Origin of the sequence: Pseudomonas syringae (genome assembly GCF_021605415.1) — a bacterium.
Lineage (GTDB): Bacteria > Pseudomonadota > Gammaproteobacteria > Pseudomonadales > Pseudomonadaceae > Aquipseudomonas > Aquipseudomonas syringae_S.
On record NZ_WKEQ01000033.1, the window covers coordinates 17302 to 33716 of the forward strand.

Annotated in this window: 15 protein-coding genes and 1 pseudogene; 6 read left to right on the forward strand and 10 right to left on the reverse strand. The window is 60.7% G+C overall.

Annotated elements, in window-relative coordinates:
- Positions 1–26 precede the first annotated feature (26 nt).
- The 3 genes from GIW69_RS20580 to GIW69_RS20590 all read left to right on the forward strand — a co-directional run bounded on the left by GIW69_RS20580 (position 27) and on the right by GIW69_RS20590 (position 3552).
- A complete protein-coding gene (locus tag GIW69_RS20580; protein ID WP_236484622.1) occupies positions 27–1310 on the forward strand; it encodes an NAD(P)/FAD-dependent oxidoreductase in 1284 nt (427 codons plus the stop codon).
- Positions 1311–1481: 171 nt separating this feature from the next.
- Positions 1482–2774: an MFS transporter gene (locus GIW69_RS20585; RefSeq protein ID WP_236484623.1), complete on the forward strand. Its 1293-nt coding sequence runs from the start codon at positions 1482–1484 to the stop codon at positions 2772–2774.
- A gap of 10 nt (positions 2775–2784) precedes the next feature.
- Entirely contained in the window at positions 2785–3552 is a 768-nt protein-coding gene (locus GIW69_RS20590; RefSeq protein WP_236484624.1) for a substrate-binding domain-containing protein, read from the forward strand.
- Here the strand turns inward: GIW69_RS20590 and GIW69_RS20595 are convergent.
- Positions 3542–4456, reverse strand: a complete 915-nt coding sequence (locus GIW69_RS20595; protein ID WP_236484625.1) for a LysR family transcriptional regulator — start codon at positions 4454–4456, stop codon at positions 3542–3544. The two genes, GIW69_RS20590 and GIW69_RS20595, sit on opposite strands and share 11 nt — an antisense overlap.
- 347 nt (positions 4457–4803) lie before the next feature.
- Here GIW69_RS20595 and GIW69_RS20600 point away from each other — a divergent pair, with 347 nt between their 5' ends.
- Positions 4804–6612, forward strand: a complete 1809-nt coding sequence (locus GIW69_RS20600) for a monovalent cation:proton antiporter-2 (CPA2) family protein (protein ID WP_236484626.1) — start codon at positions 4804–4806, stop codon at positions 6610–6612.
- Between the two features lie 136 nt (positions 6613–6748).
- Here the strand turns inward: GIW69_RS20600 and hcnC are convergent, their stop codons facing one another.
- From hcnC to GIW69_RS20625, 5 genes and pseudogenes are all read right to left on the reverse strand, one after another.
- Positions 6749–8008, reverse strand: coding sequence for a cyanide-forming glycine dehydrogenase subunit HcnC (hcnC, locus tag GIW69_RS20605; RefSeq protein WP_236484627.1), 1260 nt, complete (start codon positions 8006–8008; stop codon positions 6749–6751).
- Complete coding sequence (hcnB, locus tag GIW69_RS20610; RefSeq protein ID WP_236484628.1) at positions 8001–9410, reverse strand: cyanide-forming glycine dehydrogenase subunit HcnB; 1410 nt, start codon at positions 9408–9410, stop codon at positions 8001–8003. The genes hcnC and hcnB overlap by 8 nt, the downstream gene beginning before the upstream one ends.
- Complete coding sequence (hcnA, locus tag GIW69_RS20615) at positions 9407–9721, reverse strand: cyanide-forming glycine dehydrogenase subunit HcnA (RefSeq protein WP_236484629.1); 315 nt, start codon at positions 9719–9721, stop codon at positions 9407–9409. Before hcnA ends, hcnB begins: the two co-directional genes overlap by 4 nt.
- A gap of 376 nt (positions 9722–10097) precedes the next feature.
- Positions 10098–11024, reverse strand: coding sequence for a hypothetical protein (locus GIW69_RS20620; RefSeq protein ID WP_236484630.1), 927 nt, complete (start codon positions 11022–11024; stop codon positions 10098–10100).
- 190 nt (positions 11025–11214) lie between these two features.
- Positions 11215–11412: pseudogene (locus tag GIW69_RS20625) on the reverse strand (hypothetical protein); the annotation flags it as partial.
- 155 nt (positions 11413–11567) lie between these two features.
- On the opposite strand from GIW69_RS20625, the gene GIW69_RS20630 reads away from it, so the two are divergent.
- Both GIW69_RS20630 and GIW69_RS20635 read left to right on the forward strand, forming a co-directional pair.
- Positions 11568–12251 (forward strand): response regulator transcription factor, encoded by a 684-nt coding sequence (locus GIW69_RS20630; protein WP_236484631.1) that lies wholly within the window; start codon positions 11568–11570, stop codon positions 12249–12251.
- Positions 12229–13623, forward strand: a complete 1395-nt coding sequence (locus GIW69_RS20635) for an ATP-binding protein (RefSeq protein ID WP_236484632.1) — start codon at positions 12229–12231, stop codon at positions 13621–13623. The genes GIW69_RS20630 and GIW69_RS20635 overlap by 23 nt, the downstream gene beginning before the upstream one ends.
- 138 nt (positions 13624–13761) lie before the next feature.
- Here GIW69_RS20635 and GIW69_RS20640 read toward each other — a convergent pair whose 3' ends face one another.
- The 4 genes from GIW69_RS20640 to GIW69_RS20655 form a co-directional block, all read right to left on the reverse strand.
- A complete protein-coding gene (locus tag GIW69_RS20640) occupies positions 13762–14172 on the reverse strand; it encodes an SRPBCC family protein (RefSeq protein ID WP_236484633.1) in 411 nt (136 codons plus the stop codon).
- Positions 14173–14202: 30 nt separating this feature from the next.
- Positions 14203–15000: an SDR family oxidoreductase gene (locus GIW69_RS20645; protein ID WP_236484634.1), complete on the reverse strand. Its 798-nt coding sequence runs from the start codon at positions 14998–15000 to the stop codon at positions 14203–14205.
- Between the two features lie 169 nt (positions 15001–15169).
- Positions 15170–15838, reverse strand: coding sequence for an HAD family hydrolase (locus GIW69_RS20650; RefSeq protein ID WP_236484635.1), 669 nt, complete (start codon positions 15836–15838; stop codon positions 15170–15172).
- Between the two features lie 78 nt (positions 15839–15916).
- Positions 15917–16333, reverse strand: a complete 417-nt coding sequence (locus tag GIW69_RS20655) for a response regulator (protein WP_236484636.1) — start codon at positions 16331–16333, stop codon at positions 15917–15919.
- Positions 16334–16415 lie beyond the last annotated feature (82 nt).

Here is a 16415-nt window from a genome sequence, read left to right on the forward strand (position 1 = left end):
CGAATCCGATTTTTGTGGACACTGACATGACCGAACGTTGCAATTCCTACTACACCGCCACCCTCAACCAGGACACCGACTACCCGACCTTGCGAGGTCGGCACCGGGTTGACGTGGTGATCATCGGCGGCGGTTTCACCGGCGTCGCCACGGCGGTGGAACTCGCCGAAAAGGGCCTGAAAGTCGCCATCGTCGAAAGCCATAAGATCGGCTGGGGCGCCACCGGGCGCAATGGCGGACAGGTCACTGGCAGCCTCTCCGGCGACGGTGCGATGCGCAAACAGATGCGCGCAAAACTGGGTGCTGACGTCGACGATTTCATTTGGCACTTGCGTTGGCGCGGGCACGACATCATTCAGCAACGGGTCAACAAATACGCCATCCAGTGCGACCTCAAACACGGTCATTTGCACGCCGCCTACAAGCCAAGTCACGTGCCCGGATTGCGCAGCGACTACGAAGAAGCCGTGCGCCGTGGCATGGGCGACGAGGTCAGCCTGCTCGACCGCAGCCAGGTGCGCGATCTGCTGCAAAGCGAGCTCTATCATGGTGCGATCAAGAACACTCGCAACCTGCATCTGCACCCGCTCAACCTGTGCATCGGCGAAGCCCGGGCAGCGGAAAGCCTGGGGGCATTGATCTTCGAAAACAGTGAAGTGCTGGAAGTCATTCACGGCTCGACACCGGGCGTGCGAACAGCCCACGGCCAGATCGATGCCGATCAAGTACTGCTGGCCGGCGACGTGTACCACAAGCTCGAACCGGAGAAACTCAAGGGCAAGATCTTCCCGGCCATGGGCGGCATCGTCACCACCGCGCCGCTCGGCGAACTGGCCAGACAGATCAACCCCGAAGACCTCGCGGTGTACGACTGCCGCTTCGTCCTCGACTACTACCGCCTCACGGCCGACGGCCGCTTGCTGTTCGGCGGCGGCGCCAACTACAGCGGCAAAGACTCGCGGGATATCGCCGCCGAATTGCGCCCGTGTATCGAGCAAACGTTCCCGGCACTGAAAGGTGTGGCCATCGATTATCAGTGGAGCTGTGCCATGGGCATCACCCTCAACCGCATCCCGCAACTGGGCAAGCTGTCGGATAACGTCTGGTATTGCCAGGGCTACTCCGGTCATGGCATCGCGACCACGCACATCATGGGCGAAATCATGTCGCGCGCGATCACCGGGCAGATGGAGCAGTTCGATACGTTTGCGGCGTGCCGGCATATTCGCGTGCCGTTGGGGGACGTACTGGGCAATCCGATGCTGGCGGCGGGCATGTGGTACTACCAGATGCTTGAGCGGTTACGCTGAAATCCTTCCCCTCCTCCTGGCGCTGAGGCGGGGTTTAATGTGCACCCCGCATCAATCCATACCAACAATGCAATTAACATATCGATCACCCTGCTCCACCATTCGCCTCAATAAGATCCGTGCTCCGCTTGCCACGCGGCGCACGTCATAAAAGCGGTGGAGTATTTAGTGATGACAGCCTCAATCCCACGTGGCGGCTCCCGGGCCGGTGCAATCTTCCGAGTCACCTCGGGCAACTTCCTCGAACAGTTCGACTTCTTCCTATTCGGCTTCTATGCCACGCAGATCGCTGCGGTGTTTTTCCCGGCGAGCAGTGAGTTTGCCTCCCTGATGATGACGTTTGCCGTGTTCGGCGCAGGCTTCCTGATGCGCCCGCTGGGCGCCATCGTGCTTGGCGCGTACATCGATGATGTCGGCCGACGCAAAGGCCTGATTGTCACGCTGTCAATCATGGCCAGCGGCACGATCCTGATTGTGCTGGTGCCCGGTTATGAATCCATCGGCCTGTTCGCCCCGGCGCTGGTACTGATCGGTCGCCTGCTGCAAGGCTTTTCCGCCGGCGCGGAGTTGGGCGGCGTGTCGGTGTATCTCTCGGAGATCGCCACGCCGGGTCGCAAAGGTTTCTTCACGGCCTGGCAGTCCGCCAGCCAGCAAGTGGCAATCATCGTTGCCGCCGCGCTGGGTTTTGCACTGAACCAATGGATGGCGCCGGATGTGATTGCCGATTGGGGCTGGCGTATTCCGTTTTTCGTCGGTTGCATGATCGTGCCGTTTATCTTTGTGCTGCGCCGCAACCTGGCGGAAACCGAAGAGTTCGCCGCGCGCAAACACCGTCCGAGCATGGGTGAAGTGTTCCGCACCCTCGGTCAGAACTGGGGTGTGGTGGTGGGCGGCATGTTGATGGTCGCGCTGACCACCACCGCGTTTTACCTGATCACCGTGTACGCGCCGACCTTCGGTAAAACCGTGCTGCACCTGAGCACGTCCGATGCGTTGCTGGTGACGTTGCTGGTCGGCGTGTCGAACTTCTTCTGGCTGCCGATCGGCGGTGCGCTGTCCGATCGCATCGGCCGTCGTCCAGTGCTGATCGCGATGGCTTTGCTGGCGTTGGCCACCACGTATCCGGCGCTGTCGCACCTTGTGCAGGCGCCGAGCTTCAGCCACATGTTGCTGGTGCTGTTGTGGCTGTCGTTCATCTACGGCTTGTACAACGGCGCGATGATTGCGGCGCTGACTGAAATCATGCCGGTGGAAGTACGCGTAGCTGGCTTCTCGCTGGCGTATAGCCTGGCGACAGCAATTTTCGGCGGCTTTACGCCAGCGGTGTCGACGTTCCTGATCCAGTACACCGGCGACAAAGCCGCGCCGGGTTACTGGATGAGCATGGGTGCGCTGTGCGCGTTGTGCGCAACGCTTTATATGTATCGCCGCAGCGGCGGTCGCCTGCAACCGGCCGTGGCTTGAGGAAATCATCATGAAAAAACTGCTCAACCTGACCGCTCTCGCCCTGCTCGCTCTCAGCACTCTGGCGCAGGCGGAAGAACTGCGGGTGATGACGTCCGGCGGCTTCACCGCTGCCTATAAAATCCTCGGCCCGAAATTCGCCGCCAGCAGTGGCAACACCCTCGACACCATCCTCGGCCCATCGATGGGCAAGGCACCGGAGGCGATTCCGAATCGGCTCGCGCGCGGCGAACAGGCCGATGTGGTCATCATGGTCGGCTACGCCCTCGACGAATTGATCAAGCAAGGCAAGGTCGACCCGGCCTCCCGCGTGGAACTGGCGGATTCGCGCATCGGCCTGGTGGTGCGTGAAGGCGCACCGAAACCGGATATCGAGACTGTCGACGGCCTGAAGAAAACCCTGCTCGACGCGCAATCGGTCGCCTACTCCGACAGCGCCAGCGGCGTGTATGTCGAGCAGCAACTGTACAAGCGCCTGGGCATTGAGGATCAGTTGAAACCGAAGTCGAAAATGATCGAAAAAATCCCGGTCGGCTCGGTGGTTGCCAGCGGTGACTATCAGTTGGGGTTGCAGCAAGTCAGCGAGTTGTTGCCGATCCCAGGCGTGAGTTTTGTCGCGAAGCTTCCGGAATCGGTGCAGTCGGTGACGCGTTTTGCTGCCGGGGTTCCGGTCGGCGCGCAACACCCGGCCGAGGCCAAGGCGTTACTCGATTACCTCGCCGCACCTGCGGCCCAGGCCGAGGTGCAAGGCACCGGGCTGGATTCGGTCAAGCGCTGATTACGGGCGGCTGGACTTTCATTTCCACCACCAGCCGTTCGAGTTCCAAAGCCGCCGGGGTCAGCGTGCGACCCCGGCGCTTGATGATGCCGACACTGCGCATCACTTGCGGATCGGTCAGCGGTATCCGCGTCAGGATCGGATGATCCGCCGCCGGCAACGCCATCATCGGCACCGCTGCTACACCCAGCCCCGCCTCCACCAGGCCGATCATCGTCGTGACGTGGCGGGTTTCGCAGATGCTCGACCGCTGCGGCACTACCCGCGCCAAGGCTTGATCGAGCAAAAAGCGATTGCCCGAGGTCTTGTCCAGCGAAATGTAATCCTGCTGATAGAACTCGTCCCACGTCACATTTTGGCGCCCGGCCAACGGGTGATCGCGGCGACAGGCAACGACGTAGCACTCCTGCACAAGCGGTTCGAATTCGACTTTGGCATCCTGTGTGCCCATGAAACTCAAGCCGAAATCCGCCTCGCCATTGACCACCGCACCCAAGACATCGTGGGCGCTGGAGTCGAGCACCTTCACTTTGATTCGCGGAAATTGCTCGTGGTAACGGGCGATCACGCGCGGCATGAAGTAATACGCCGCCGAAGGCACGCACGCGACGGTGACGTGACCCATGCGCGTCGAAGCCACTTCGCTGATACCCAGCAGAGCGACGTCCAGATCGTCCAGCAAGCGCTCGACACTCGGCATGAACCCGCGCCCGGCCTGGGTCAGGCTGACCTTGCGCGTGGTGCGCTCGAAGAGCTTCACACCGAGGGCGTCTTCAAGCTTCTCGATGCGCCGGCTCAGGGCCGGTTGCGACAGGCGCACGGTGTCGGCGGCCTTGCGGAAACTGCCCTGCTCGACCACGGCACGAAAGGCCTGAAGGTCGTTGAGGTCGAAGTTGATGGCCATGGAAAACTCGGGAGATTGATTCGCAGAGGCTATAAATGTAACCAATTGATGCCAGATGTTACAAAAACAATTCGCCCCGTCCGTTGCGCCACACCGGATCTTTCCCATGACCTGCAAGGAAATTCTTCTAGAGACGCTCCGCATTTCGCTCTGGATTTGGAACGCGGAGCGTCCCGCGCTTCATTCCCACGCAGAGCGCGGGAACGATCAGTCATCAAACCCAATCACCCCGCTCACCGTATGTAGGATCTGCCGAAGGCTGCGTCTCCAGAGAGGAGTGTTGGCTTGCATATGCTCAGCCTTTATCCTTGTCGCCCCCCGCCGTACCGAGTTCCAGGAGTAACCCCATGCCCCATGAAGGCAATCTGTTGCAAGCCGCCGTTGTCTTCCTCTTCGCGGCCGTGCTTGCCGTCCCTCTCGCCAAACGCCTGCAACTGGGCGCTGTGCTGGGCTATCTGTTCGCGGGGGTGATCATCGGCCCTTCTGTGCTCGGGCTGGTCGGCAATCCCCAGAGTGTCAGCCACTTTTCGGAGCTGGGCGTGGTGCTGTTGCTGTTCATCATCGGTCTGGAGCTGTCGCCGCGACGTTTGTGGGTAATGCGCAAATCGGTGTTCGGCGTGGGTCTCGCGCAGGTGCTGCTGACCGGTTCGGTGATCGGCGTGGTCGCGTTGTATGCCTTCGGCCAACCGCTTAACAGCGCCATTGTGCTGGGCCTTGGCCTGGCACTGTCGTCCACGGCATTCGGCCTGCAAAGCCTGGCCGAGCGTAAGGAGCTGACCAGCCCGCACGGGCGGCTGGCGTTCGCGATTCTGCTGTTCCAGGACATCGCCGCGATCCCGTTGATTGCCATGGTGCCGGTGCTCGCGGGCGGCGACCACACCACTAGCACGGCGCAGGATGTAAATCACGGTTTGCAAGTACTCGGCGGTATCGCCGTGGTGGTGATCGGCGGGCGTTATCTGCTGCGTCCGGTGTTTCGCATCGTGGCGAAAACCGGTCTGCCGGAAGTGTCCACCGCGACCGCGTTGCTGGTGGTGATCGGTACGGCGTGGTTGATGGATCTGGTTGGTGTGTCGATGGCCCTGGGGGCATTCCTCGCTGGCCTGTTGCTGGCCGATTCCGAGTATCGGCATGAACTGGAATCGCAGATCGAACCGTTCAAAGGTTTGTTGCTCGGTTTGTTTTTCATCAGCGTCGGCATGGGCGCCAACCTCAGTCTGCTGCTCAGCGCACCGATCACAGTGCTGGGTCTGACCGTGCTGCTGATCGGATTGAAGCTGCCACTGCTGTGGCTGGTCGGACGCCTCGCGGGCGGTTTGGGCAAAGTCAGCGCGATTCGCCTGGGCATCGTGCTCGCGGCGGGCGGTGAGTTCGCTTTTGTGGTGTTCAAGATCGGTCGCGATCAGGGCCTGTTCGAACCGCGCCTGTATGACTTGCTGGTGCTGACCATCACCCTGTCCATGGCGCTGACGCCGTTGTTGCTGCTGATCTGTGCACGACTGGTCAGCCCCAAGGTGCAACCGGTGGAAGTACCGGAGAAATTCCGCCAGATCGACACCGACACCCCGCGCGTAGTGATTGCCGGCATGGGCCGGATGGGCCAGATCGTGGCGCGGATCCTGCGCGCGCAGAACATCAAGTTCGTCGCACTCGACACCTCGGTGGAAACCATTGAGTTGTCGCGCAGTTTTGGCGGCGTGCCGGTGTACTACGGCGACCCCATGCGCCCGGAGATCCTCAGCGCCGCCAAGGTTGAAGAGGCGGAATATTTCGTCATCGCCACGGATGATCCCGAAGCCAACATCAAGACGGCCGAGCTGGTGCGCAAGCTCTACCCGCACATGAAAATCATCGCCCGGGCGCGTAACCGTCAGCACGTTCACCGCTTGGTGGATGTCGGCGCCGAAGCGATTCGGGAAACCTATCATTCAAGCCTGGAAATGAGCCGTCGCACATTGGTGGGCCTGGGCCTGACTCAGGCGCAGGCCGAGGCGCGAATCAAACGCTTCAAGCACCACGACGAGCAAGTGCTTGAAGCGCAGCACGCCAATTACGACGATGAAGCCAAAGTCCTGCAAACCGCCCAGGAAGCCCGGGCGGAACTGGCGAAGCTGTTCGAGTCGGACCAACTGGAAGAAGAATCACGCAAAGCCTGAAATCCACCACGATGATCGTTCCCACGCTGTGCGTGGGAATGCAGCCCGGGACGCTCTGCGTTCCAATTCGAAATCTGGAATGCGCAGCGTCCCCAGACGCAATTCCACACGCAGCATTACGACGATCTGTCGGGGGTCAGGCGATTTCCAGAGATCGCGCTTGCGCTGTCGCAACTGTCTCAAATCGATCGGCCAGAAACGGTTTGATGTCCAGTGGCAGCGGTTCATCGTTGATCAGTTTGTCGAGCATCACCCCGGTGATCGCCGACAACAGGATGCCGGTGCGAAAATGCCCACAGGCATTCAAATACCCTTCAACCCCGCGCATCGGCCCCAGAATCGGCAGTTCATCCGGCGAGCCCGGGCGCAATCCCGCCCAGGTGCGTTTGAGGTTGACGTCAGCCAGTTCCGGCAGACAGCGGACCGCGCCCTGCACCAGCCCGGCGATTTCCGGGTAAGTGGTGGTGACATCGAAACCTTTGTCTTCGGTGGTGCTGCCAATCAGGATTTCGCCGTTGTCTTTCTGCGCCACGTAGCAGTCGCTGGTGGTCAGGCAGCCGTTGAGCAGCTTCGGCATGCGTTCGGTGAGCAGGATTTGGCCTTTCACTGGTTTCACCGGAATACGTATACCGGTGGCCTGTTCGCTCAAATCAGCGGCCCAGGCGCCGGCGGCGTTGATCAGTGTCTTGCAATGAAACACGCCGGCCTCCGCCGTCTGCACACCGGTCACTCGCGTGCCGTGATGCAATACGCCGGTGACGTTGGTGTTGACGTAGATGTCCACGCCATTCTGCCGGGCGCCCTCGCTGTAGGCGTCGGCGAGGCGAAACGGGCTGACTTGGTGATCGCAGAGAAATTCCAGGGCGCCTCGCGCTTCATGGCTGACGCTCGGTTCGGCCTTGCGCAACTGAGCCTGATCGAGCCAGCGGATCTGATCGGCCAGATGCGGGATGCAACCGACGATGTGCTCGGCATACAAACGATCTTCATCATCGTAGATGACGAACTTCAACCCGGTTTTTTCGAACTTGAAATCCATGCCGTGGTTGTCCAGCAACTCCTGATGTAACGCGGGATACAGCGCGTTGGAGCGCAGCGCCAGATCGAAGAACGCGTCCGGCAGAATATGCGGCGTGCTGGCATCCACTGCCACCGCCGCGCCCTGAGTTTCGCGCTTGCGATTGGCCGACATCATGCGGAAGAAAATCACCCCGCAACCCAGCCCGACCGACTCGCCGATGGCCCATAAGCCACCGGCCGAGGCGCGGGTGGCGTTGCCCGGGCGCTTGGCGTCGATCAGCGCGACTTTCAGGTTTTTGCGCTTCGACAGTTGATAGGCGATGGACGCCCCGATCACGCCGCCGCCGGCGATGACCACGTCATAAAACTTACTCATGGGCAGCGGCCTCCATGTCGAGTGTCTGAAACGCAGAAAAAGGAACCGGATCAATCGGGAATCGCGGCCGCAACCAACCGACATCGTGACGCCCGGTGGCCTGGCGCAAGCGGTCGCTGCAATAACCCACGCACATCCGCCCCTGACAGTCGCCCATGCTCACCCGGGTGCGCATTTTCAAACTGGCGATGTCTTGCACGCCTTGCTCCAACGCCCGGTCAATGTCGGCGCGGGTGGCGTGTTCGCAGCGGCAGATGACCGTGTCGGCGGCAGGCAATGCGGTTTGCCCGATGCCGCGCTCGGTGTAGCGATCCACCGCCGCACGAAAGCGTACGATGGCTTTCAGTTTGCCGAGAAAACGGTCGCGTTGCTTTTGCGCTTGCTCACCATCGATAACGCCTTGTTGCAACAGGATCGAAGTCGCCGCGATCCTGCCGGCGAGCATCGCGGCTTCGCCGCCGCGAATTCCGCCGATGTCGCCGGCAACGTGCACGTGAGCGACGTTGCTGCACTGCCAGACATCGGTGTTGGCGCGCAGATAACCATCGTCACTGAAGCCATGATCCAGACCCATTTGCTGACTGAGTTGCGTGCGCGGAATAAAGCCGTAACCCACCGCCAGGGTTTGCGCGGGAATACGCCGGACGCGACTCATGTCCGCCTCCCACGTCGGCGAATACGGCGCCACGCTGACACCGTCGAGTTCGCCGTCGCCATCCGCCTCGACCACGCCCCAGCCGTAGTTGATCGCAACACCGTGCAACTTGAGGTAGGCAAGCATGCTCAAACCGTCGAGAAACAATTGCGGCTTGTTCAGCAGCGCCAGGCTTTCCCGGGCGATCTTGCCGAATGCGCAGGCCTCGTATACGCCGGCGACCGTCACGCCCGCGCCGTGCAACTGACACGCCACCAACGGCAGCAACGGCCCGGTGCCGGCGATCACCACCGGCCCGCGCGGCTTGACCACGCCGCTCTTGATTTGCAACTGCAAACCGCCCAGCAAGATCACGCCCGGCAGCGTCCAGCCAGGAAAAGGCACGCTGCGCTCATGGCAACCGGCGGCGAGCAGTAACTGCGGACATTTGATTTCGTGCAAACGCTCTTCATCATCGAGCACCAGCAGCGCACGGGTGCCTTCGGCCCCGACCACACGGTGATTGAGGCGCACGTCGACCAAGGCTGAATGTTCATTGAATTCGCTGTGCAACTTGGCCAACGCTTCGGCGTATCGCGACCCCAGATAATCGAGCTGTACGCCGTCGCGCAAAGGCCCGCGATACACCACGCCGCCGAGTCGCGAAGCTTCTTCGAGCAAGGTGCAGCGCACACCATGACGGGCCAGTTCGATGGCAGCCGCCATCCCCGCCGGGCCGCCGCCGACGATGACCGGAAGCTGGCTCATACGACCTCCTGACCGGCGATGCGATTGACTTGGGTGTCGACGCGCATACCGTCACGCACCACGGTCTGACAGGCTCTGCGCTTGTGCCGGCCGTTGATTCTGACCAGACAGCATTGGCACACACCCATGCCGCAATAGGCGCCGCTGATCTGGTCGTGATCGTTGCGCGCGACCTGACGGAGACCCAGGGACTGAATGACGCTGAGGACGGTTTCGCCGAGGGCGGCGCTGACGGGCTGGCCGTTGATGTGCACGGTCATGTCCGCCTGCGCCAGCGGCTGGATATCGAAGGTTCTTTCTTGGCAGTGCATTGCGATGTTCATCCGTGAAAGGTTCAGGTAAGGGTGCGTCAGCTCCCTGCTGCACTTCACCTTGCGTCCCGCGTTGTATGTTGTGTCGGGCGGGTCCGCAAGGGTACGTCGACAGCGCAACAGGATTGCGCGCGAAGCACTTTAGTCGATTGCGCGACAGCAGCCAGGAAGATTTACGTTAGGTGATATTGCGAACGCAGATATTGATCCAGGCCACTGAAACCTACATAACAAAAAGCCGCTTCCTCCCGAAGGCGAAAGCGGCCGAGGCATAAGCCTCGATGGATCAGTGGACGAACAGGGCGATCAGAATGATGATCGGGATCGGCACCCCAAGAAAGAACAGCAGAAGTGAGCGCATGGTGATTCTCCTCGGTTAGCGAACTGTTGTGGTGTAAGTCTCGACTTCGACGTACTCGACCGCATCCCGGCGACGACCGCCGAACGTGGCTGCGAGGCTAGCGAAAAAGGCACCGGCCAGCAGCGCGATGAACATCCACAGCGATGTCCAGGCCGCGACTTTCGCAGCGGTGTCGGCGGCTTCCTGTGCAGCCTGCTTGGCGTCGGCAACGGCTTTCTGGGTGCGGGCATACACTTCGTCGACGCGACGTTCGGCGTCGGCCTGGGTCAGGTTGGTACGCTGCGCGACCAGTTGCGCGAGGTAAGTACGATCTTCGGCACTGAGTTGGCCGTTGTTGCTCAGGCTCTGCACAAAGATTCGAGTGACCGTCCCACGGGCAGCATCATCACTGACGGCCGCCGGACGATCATCGCGAAACAGGCTGTCGATGAAATAGCCATATTGATCACTGTCGGTGTTGCTGGCAGCCGTCCCGGCAGCCTGGGTCATGCCACTTTCAGCACCACCGACCGCGCTCGCACCGGCCTGCACGCCGCCGCTGACGACGCTGCTGACCGAACCGACCACCAGCATCGCCGTCACCAGCGTTGCCACGCACCAGGCCAGAAAGCCATGGGCGGTGTCGCGGAAATACACTTCGTCACCGTGCATGTTGGCCCACTTGACCCGCAGACGCCCGGCGATGTAACCACCCAGTCCCGAGGCAATGATTTGGGTGGCCGCGAGCCAGATGATTGTAGAAATGCCCAATCCTTTGGCACTGACGCCCTCCCCGGCCCACGGCGAGACGGCGGAGAAACCCAGTCCGAAGCCCAGCAATACGAGAATCATCGATAACGCTGCAGCCGCAGCGGCCCCTGCGAAGATCGCGCCCCAAGACACGCCTGAGACGTTGCTCGATTCCTCGAAGTCCGGATTAATCCCATCGGAGGATCTGATCATTGTTGTAGTGCTCCTGGCAGAAAAAAGGTGTTACAACTCTTCGAAAGAGGAATTGCAGTGACCGTGCCAGTCGCCAACGTTAGATAAATCGTTTTATTTCAATGAGTTGTGAATATCGAAATTCCTAGCCTCATGCAATTTGCAACGAAGTCTTAATAACAGCGGGTTTTATGCATTGGCACAAAAGGACTCATTTGCGTTTGTAGCTCTTGTTACCACTGGGTGTCAGACAGTAACCGCCGCCGCGCAGCCCGGTGCAAAACGACCCCGTCCTGCATGCGCAACCGTCGTTACCTTGTATCAAGTTTTGCGGGCGCGCCTGTTGACGCTCGCCGAACATCGCCGCGCAGCTTTTCTTCGAGCCGCTGATGGATCCGTCATTACACAAAGAAATCGCGGCCAGATGATATCAACCTGTACGCCCCTCTATTTCGCGCCCTCGGCCGATGGCGGCTACAACATGAAAGTTAATTTAAATCGTCGCCGCCATTTCTTGGCAAAATGCTCGCCATCCCGTTCAGAACCGATCAGCAGGCCCGCCCCATGACGCGTATTTTGACTATCGAAGACGATGCCGTGACCGCTCGCGAAATCGTCGCCGAACTGAGCAGCCACGGTCTCGACGTGGATTGGGTCGACAACGGCCGCGAAGGCCTCGACCGTGCCGTCAGCGGCAATTACGACCTGATCACCCTCGACCGCATGCTGCCCGAGCTGGATGGCCTGGCCATCGTCACCACCCTGCGCACCATGGGCGTGGCCACGCCGATCCTGATGATCAGCGCCCTCTCCGATGTCGATGAGCGCGTGCGCGGCTTGCGTGCCGGTGGCGACGACTACTTGACCAAACCGTTCGCCACCGACGAAATGGCGGCGCGCGTCGAAGTGCTGTTGCGCCGCCAGAACAGCAACGGCGCCCAGCCGACCACGTTGCACGTCGCCGATCTCGAACTGGATCTGATCAGCCACGAAGCCCGTCGCGCCGGACAGGTGCTGACGCTGCTGCCCACCGAATACAAACTGCTCGAATTCCTCATGCGCAACAGTGGCCAGATCCTTTCGCGGATGATGATTTTCGAAGAGGTCTGGGGTTATCACTTCGACCCGGGCACCAACCTGATCGACGTGCACATCGGCCGTCTGCGCAAGAAGATTGATCCACCGGGCAATGCCCCGCTGATCCGCACGGTACGAGGCTCGGGTTATGTCATTGCCGAACCCGTCTGACGGCTGGCGTTCCTCCAGCAGCCGTTTGCTGGCGCTGTACAGTTCGTTGTTCGTGGCCTGGAGCGCGATCCTCATGGGGGTCATGTATTACGAGGTGTCCAGCTACCTCGACAACCTGGCCAAGCACTCGCTGATGCAACGTCAGCACTTGTTCTCGCACTTCCAGGGCGAACAGCTCGAAGAAGCCCTGGCCGCGAGCATGACGTTCGACATTCGTGGCATCGACGCCTATGGCTTGTTCGATGCCCGTCATCACTACCTCGGCGGCGCCCTGCAGCACATTCCCGAAGGCCTGCCGCTGGACGGCAAGATCCACATGCTCGCCGACTGCGCCAAATCCGACGACCCGACCTTGCCCAACGACAGCTGCGACGCCGTCGCCACCCAGACCCGCGATGGTCGCTGGCTGATTCTGCTGCGCGACAACGGTTCGCTGTTCGCCGTCACGCGGATCATCCTGCATGCGTTGTTCTGGGGCGTGTCGCTGACCATCCTCCCGGGCATCGCCGGTTGGCATTTACTGAGGCGCCGACCGTTACAACGCATCCGCGCGATACAGGACAGCGCTCAGGCCATCGTTGCCGGCGACCTCACCCATCGCTTGCCGCTGTCCAATCGCCGCGATGAACTCGACATGCTCGCCGCCATCGTCAACGCCATGCTTGAACGCATCGAGCGCCTGATGCACGAAGTCAAAGGTGTCTGCGACAACATCGCCCACGACCTGCGCACCCCGCTCACGCGCCTGCGCGCGCAGCTCTATCGCATGCAGCAACAGGCCGGCGAAGGTTCGCAAGAAGCGGCGCAACTGGATCTGGTGCTGGTAGAAGCCGATACGCTGATGGCGCGGTTTCGCGGCTTGCTGCGGATTTCCGAATTGGAAGATCGCCAGCGGCGCTCCGGTTTTGTCGAACTCGATCCGGTGCAATTGCTGCTGGAACTGCACGACTTTTATCTACCGCTGGCTGAAGAAGGCGAACTGACGTTTCGCCTGCTGATGCCGGAAACCCTGCCAACCCTCAACGGTGATCGCGCACTGCTGTTTGAAGCGGTGGCCAACCTGCTGAGCAACTCGATCAAATTCACCCCTGCTGGCGGTGCGGTGATCCTGCGTGGCGTCAACGACGCCGGCCACACCCGCATCGAAGTCCTCGACTCCGGCCCCGGCATTCCCGAGGCCGAACGCGAAGCCGTGTTCCAGCGTTTCTACCGCGCCGAGGGCGGCCAGCCACAAAGTGGATTTGGCTTGGGCCTGTCGATCGTTGCGGCAATTGTCAGCCTGCATGGCTTCAGCCTCGAAGTAGGCAGCAGCGAACTGGGCGGGGCGCGGTTGGTGCTTGACTGCAAACAGCGTTTGATCTCGCCGTCCTGAAGATCAAAAGATCGCAGCCTGCGGCCCTACAGAGAAATGCCAACTCCCCTGTAGGAACTGTCGCAGCCTGCGATTTTTTTATCCTGAAAAAACAACATCAAAAGATCGCAGCCGGCGGCAGCTCCTACCGTGTGGTGCTTAGGTTGGGTAGTTGGCGCGTAGTGCTTCGAGGCCGCCTTGGTAGATGCCGGAAAACAACGCGACCACTTCCTCATCGCTCACGCCATTGGCAGTGAAGCGGCCAGACCAGGTAACGCGAGTGCCCTGCCCCTGCGCCTCAACACGAATCGTCGCCAGATAATCCGTCGCCGGAAACGGCGCCTGCACAATCGAATAACTGTAGGTCTTGCCGGCGTTATCAAACGACTCCAAACGCTCCACCACCACAGCACCGTCGGCCGTTTGCAACGTACGCACCCGCCCGCCTTCGCTCAGTTCACTGTTGGGAATAAACGGCAGCCAGTCCGGCAGGGTGTTGAAGCCGCCGATCAATTGCCAGACCTGATCGGCCGATGCCGGGATGTCGATTGTTGCTGATGCAGTTGCCATATCAAAAAATCTCTCTGAATGAATTCGGGCTCAAATCGCCATGCTGTCGACTACACCACCGTCAACGCGCAGCGCAGCGCCAGTGGTGGCCGAAGAAAACGGTGAAGCAATGTAAGTGACCAGATGCGCCACTTCCTCGACGTTGGCAACACGCTGGATGATCGACGTCGGCCGCGCCTTGCGCACAAAGGCGTCGGCCTCATCGCGCAGGCTGCGACCGGACTCGGCGGCAGCGTCCTTGAGCATCTCTTCCAGACCATCGGTAAACGTCGGCCCCGGCAGGATCGCATTGACCGTCACGCCAGTGCCAGCCAGACGTTTGGCCAAGCCGTGGGACACCGCGAGATTGGCGCTTTTGGTCACGCCATAGTTGATCATGTCACCGGGCGTTGCCACGCCGGATTCCGACGATAGAAAGATCACCCGTCCCCAGCCCTGCTCAACCATCGCCGGCGTGTAGTGCCGGGCCAGACGCACGCCGGAGATCACGTTGACTTCATAAAAGCGCGTCCACTCACTGTCCGGCGTTTCAAAGAAATCCACCGCATCGAAGATGCCGAGATTGTTCACCAGAATGTCCGCACGGGGTTCGGCGGCGAAGAGTTTTTCCGCGCCTTCGGCCGTGCCGAGATCTGCCGTCAAACCGCGCAACTGCGCATTCGGCACCTGCTGACGAATGCTCGCCAGCGCCTGCTCGACCTTGCCCGCGCTGCGACCGATCACTACCACTGTCGCACCCGCTTCGGCCAGCGACTGACTGATGCCCAGGCCAATGCCGGCGGTGCTGCCGGTGACGATGGCGAGTTTGCCGCTCAGATCGATTTTCATGCTGTCACTCCATCAATGGGTAAGGGTGCACGTTCAGAGAGCCGATTGATCAAAAAACAGTGTAGCGCCCGGCGAGCAGGACGCCGTCCGGTGGTGCGTCGGTCGGATCAAGGGTAGGTCGCGGCAAGCAAGCCCGTCCCTGCAGCAGCTCCTGCAGGGGGGTAGGTGTTTAGCGGGGTTGAAGGCGCAGGCGGCCGTCGTTGTCGGTGGTGACGATGAGGGTGTCGTAGCTTGCCAATGTCGCGTGAGGTGTTTCGATCGGGTGCTGGTGCGTGGTGGTGATGATCATCAGTGGCGCACCCGCCGCTTCTGCCGCGAGGATGCCGACGGCGGCGTCTTCGAAGATCAGGCAGTCACTCGGTTCAAGCCCTAACCGTTTCGCCGCCAGTCGATAGCCCGACGGATCCGGTTTACCGGCGCTGACGTCTTCAGCGGTAATCATCACCGTCGGCTCCGGAATCCCCGCCGCCGCCATCCGCCGCAACGCCAGATCGCGTGGTGCAGATGTCACCATGGCCCAGCGATCCGCCGGTAAGCCATTGAGAAACGCCGCCGCGCCGGGAATTTCGATAACCCCCTCGACGTCGCCGATTTCAGCTTCGGTGATAAACGCCGCTTGCGCTTGTGCATCCACACCGGGCAAGGCCAATCGGTTGATGGTGTCGATGGCCCGCGCGCCGTGAATGGTCGGCAAAAACGTTTCGACATCCACGCCATGGCGCACGGCCCAGGCTGACCAGATTCGCTCGGCGGCGGCGATGGAGTTAAGGACGGTGCCGTCCATGTCGAACAGAAACGCGCCAAACGCGCGGGTGAAAATAGAATCTTCAGCGGACAAGGGACGCATCCTCTCGCAAAAAGCCAGGCCACAGGGCCCGGCAATGTAGCATTTTTGCGCGGAAAAACGACCCGCCCATCAATGGATCGGTCGCGCGGTTTTCGACTTGAACGCGCTGTCCACGCAGTCGAGCAATTGCCCGATCGCCCACGGCTTTTTGATGAAAGCCACCGGGCGTTTTACCCCGGAGGTCTCGGGCGTTTCATAACCGGACATGACCATGACCGGTTTGTCCGGCCAGCGCTCACCCACCAGATTGGCAAGATCGGCCCCATTGAGGGTGCCGGGCATGGTGATATCGGTGAGCAACAACGCTACTTCCGAGGCGTGTGCATCGAGGTATTGGTATGCAGCATCGGCACTGGCTTGCGGCTCGACCACAAACCCTTCCTCCTGAAGAATTTCGCAGAGAAACTCCAGAATCAACGGATCGTCTTCGACTACCAGAATCAACCCGCCAGGAAGGTGCATGCTCGACGTCGGTGATGGACTCATGAACGGGGCACTCCCTGATTGCATTAACGTTTGAGCGGTATGCACGCGCTACCTATCTGGTATGAGCAGTGGCGAGTTCATA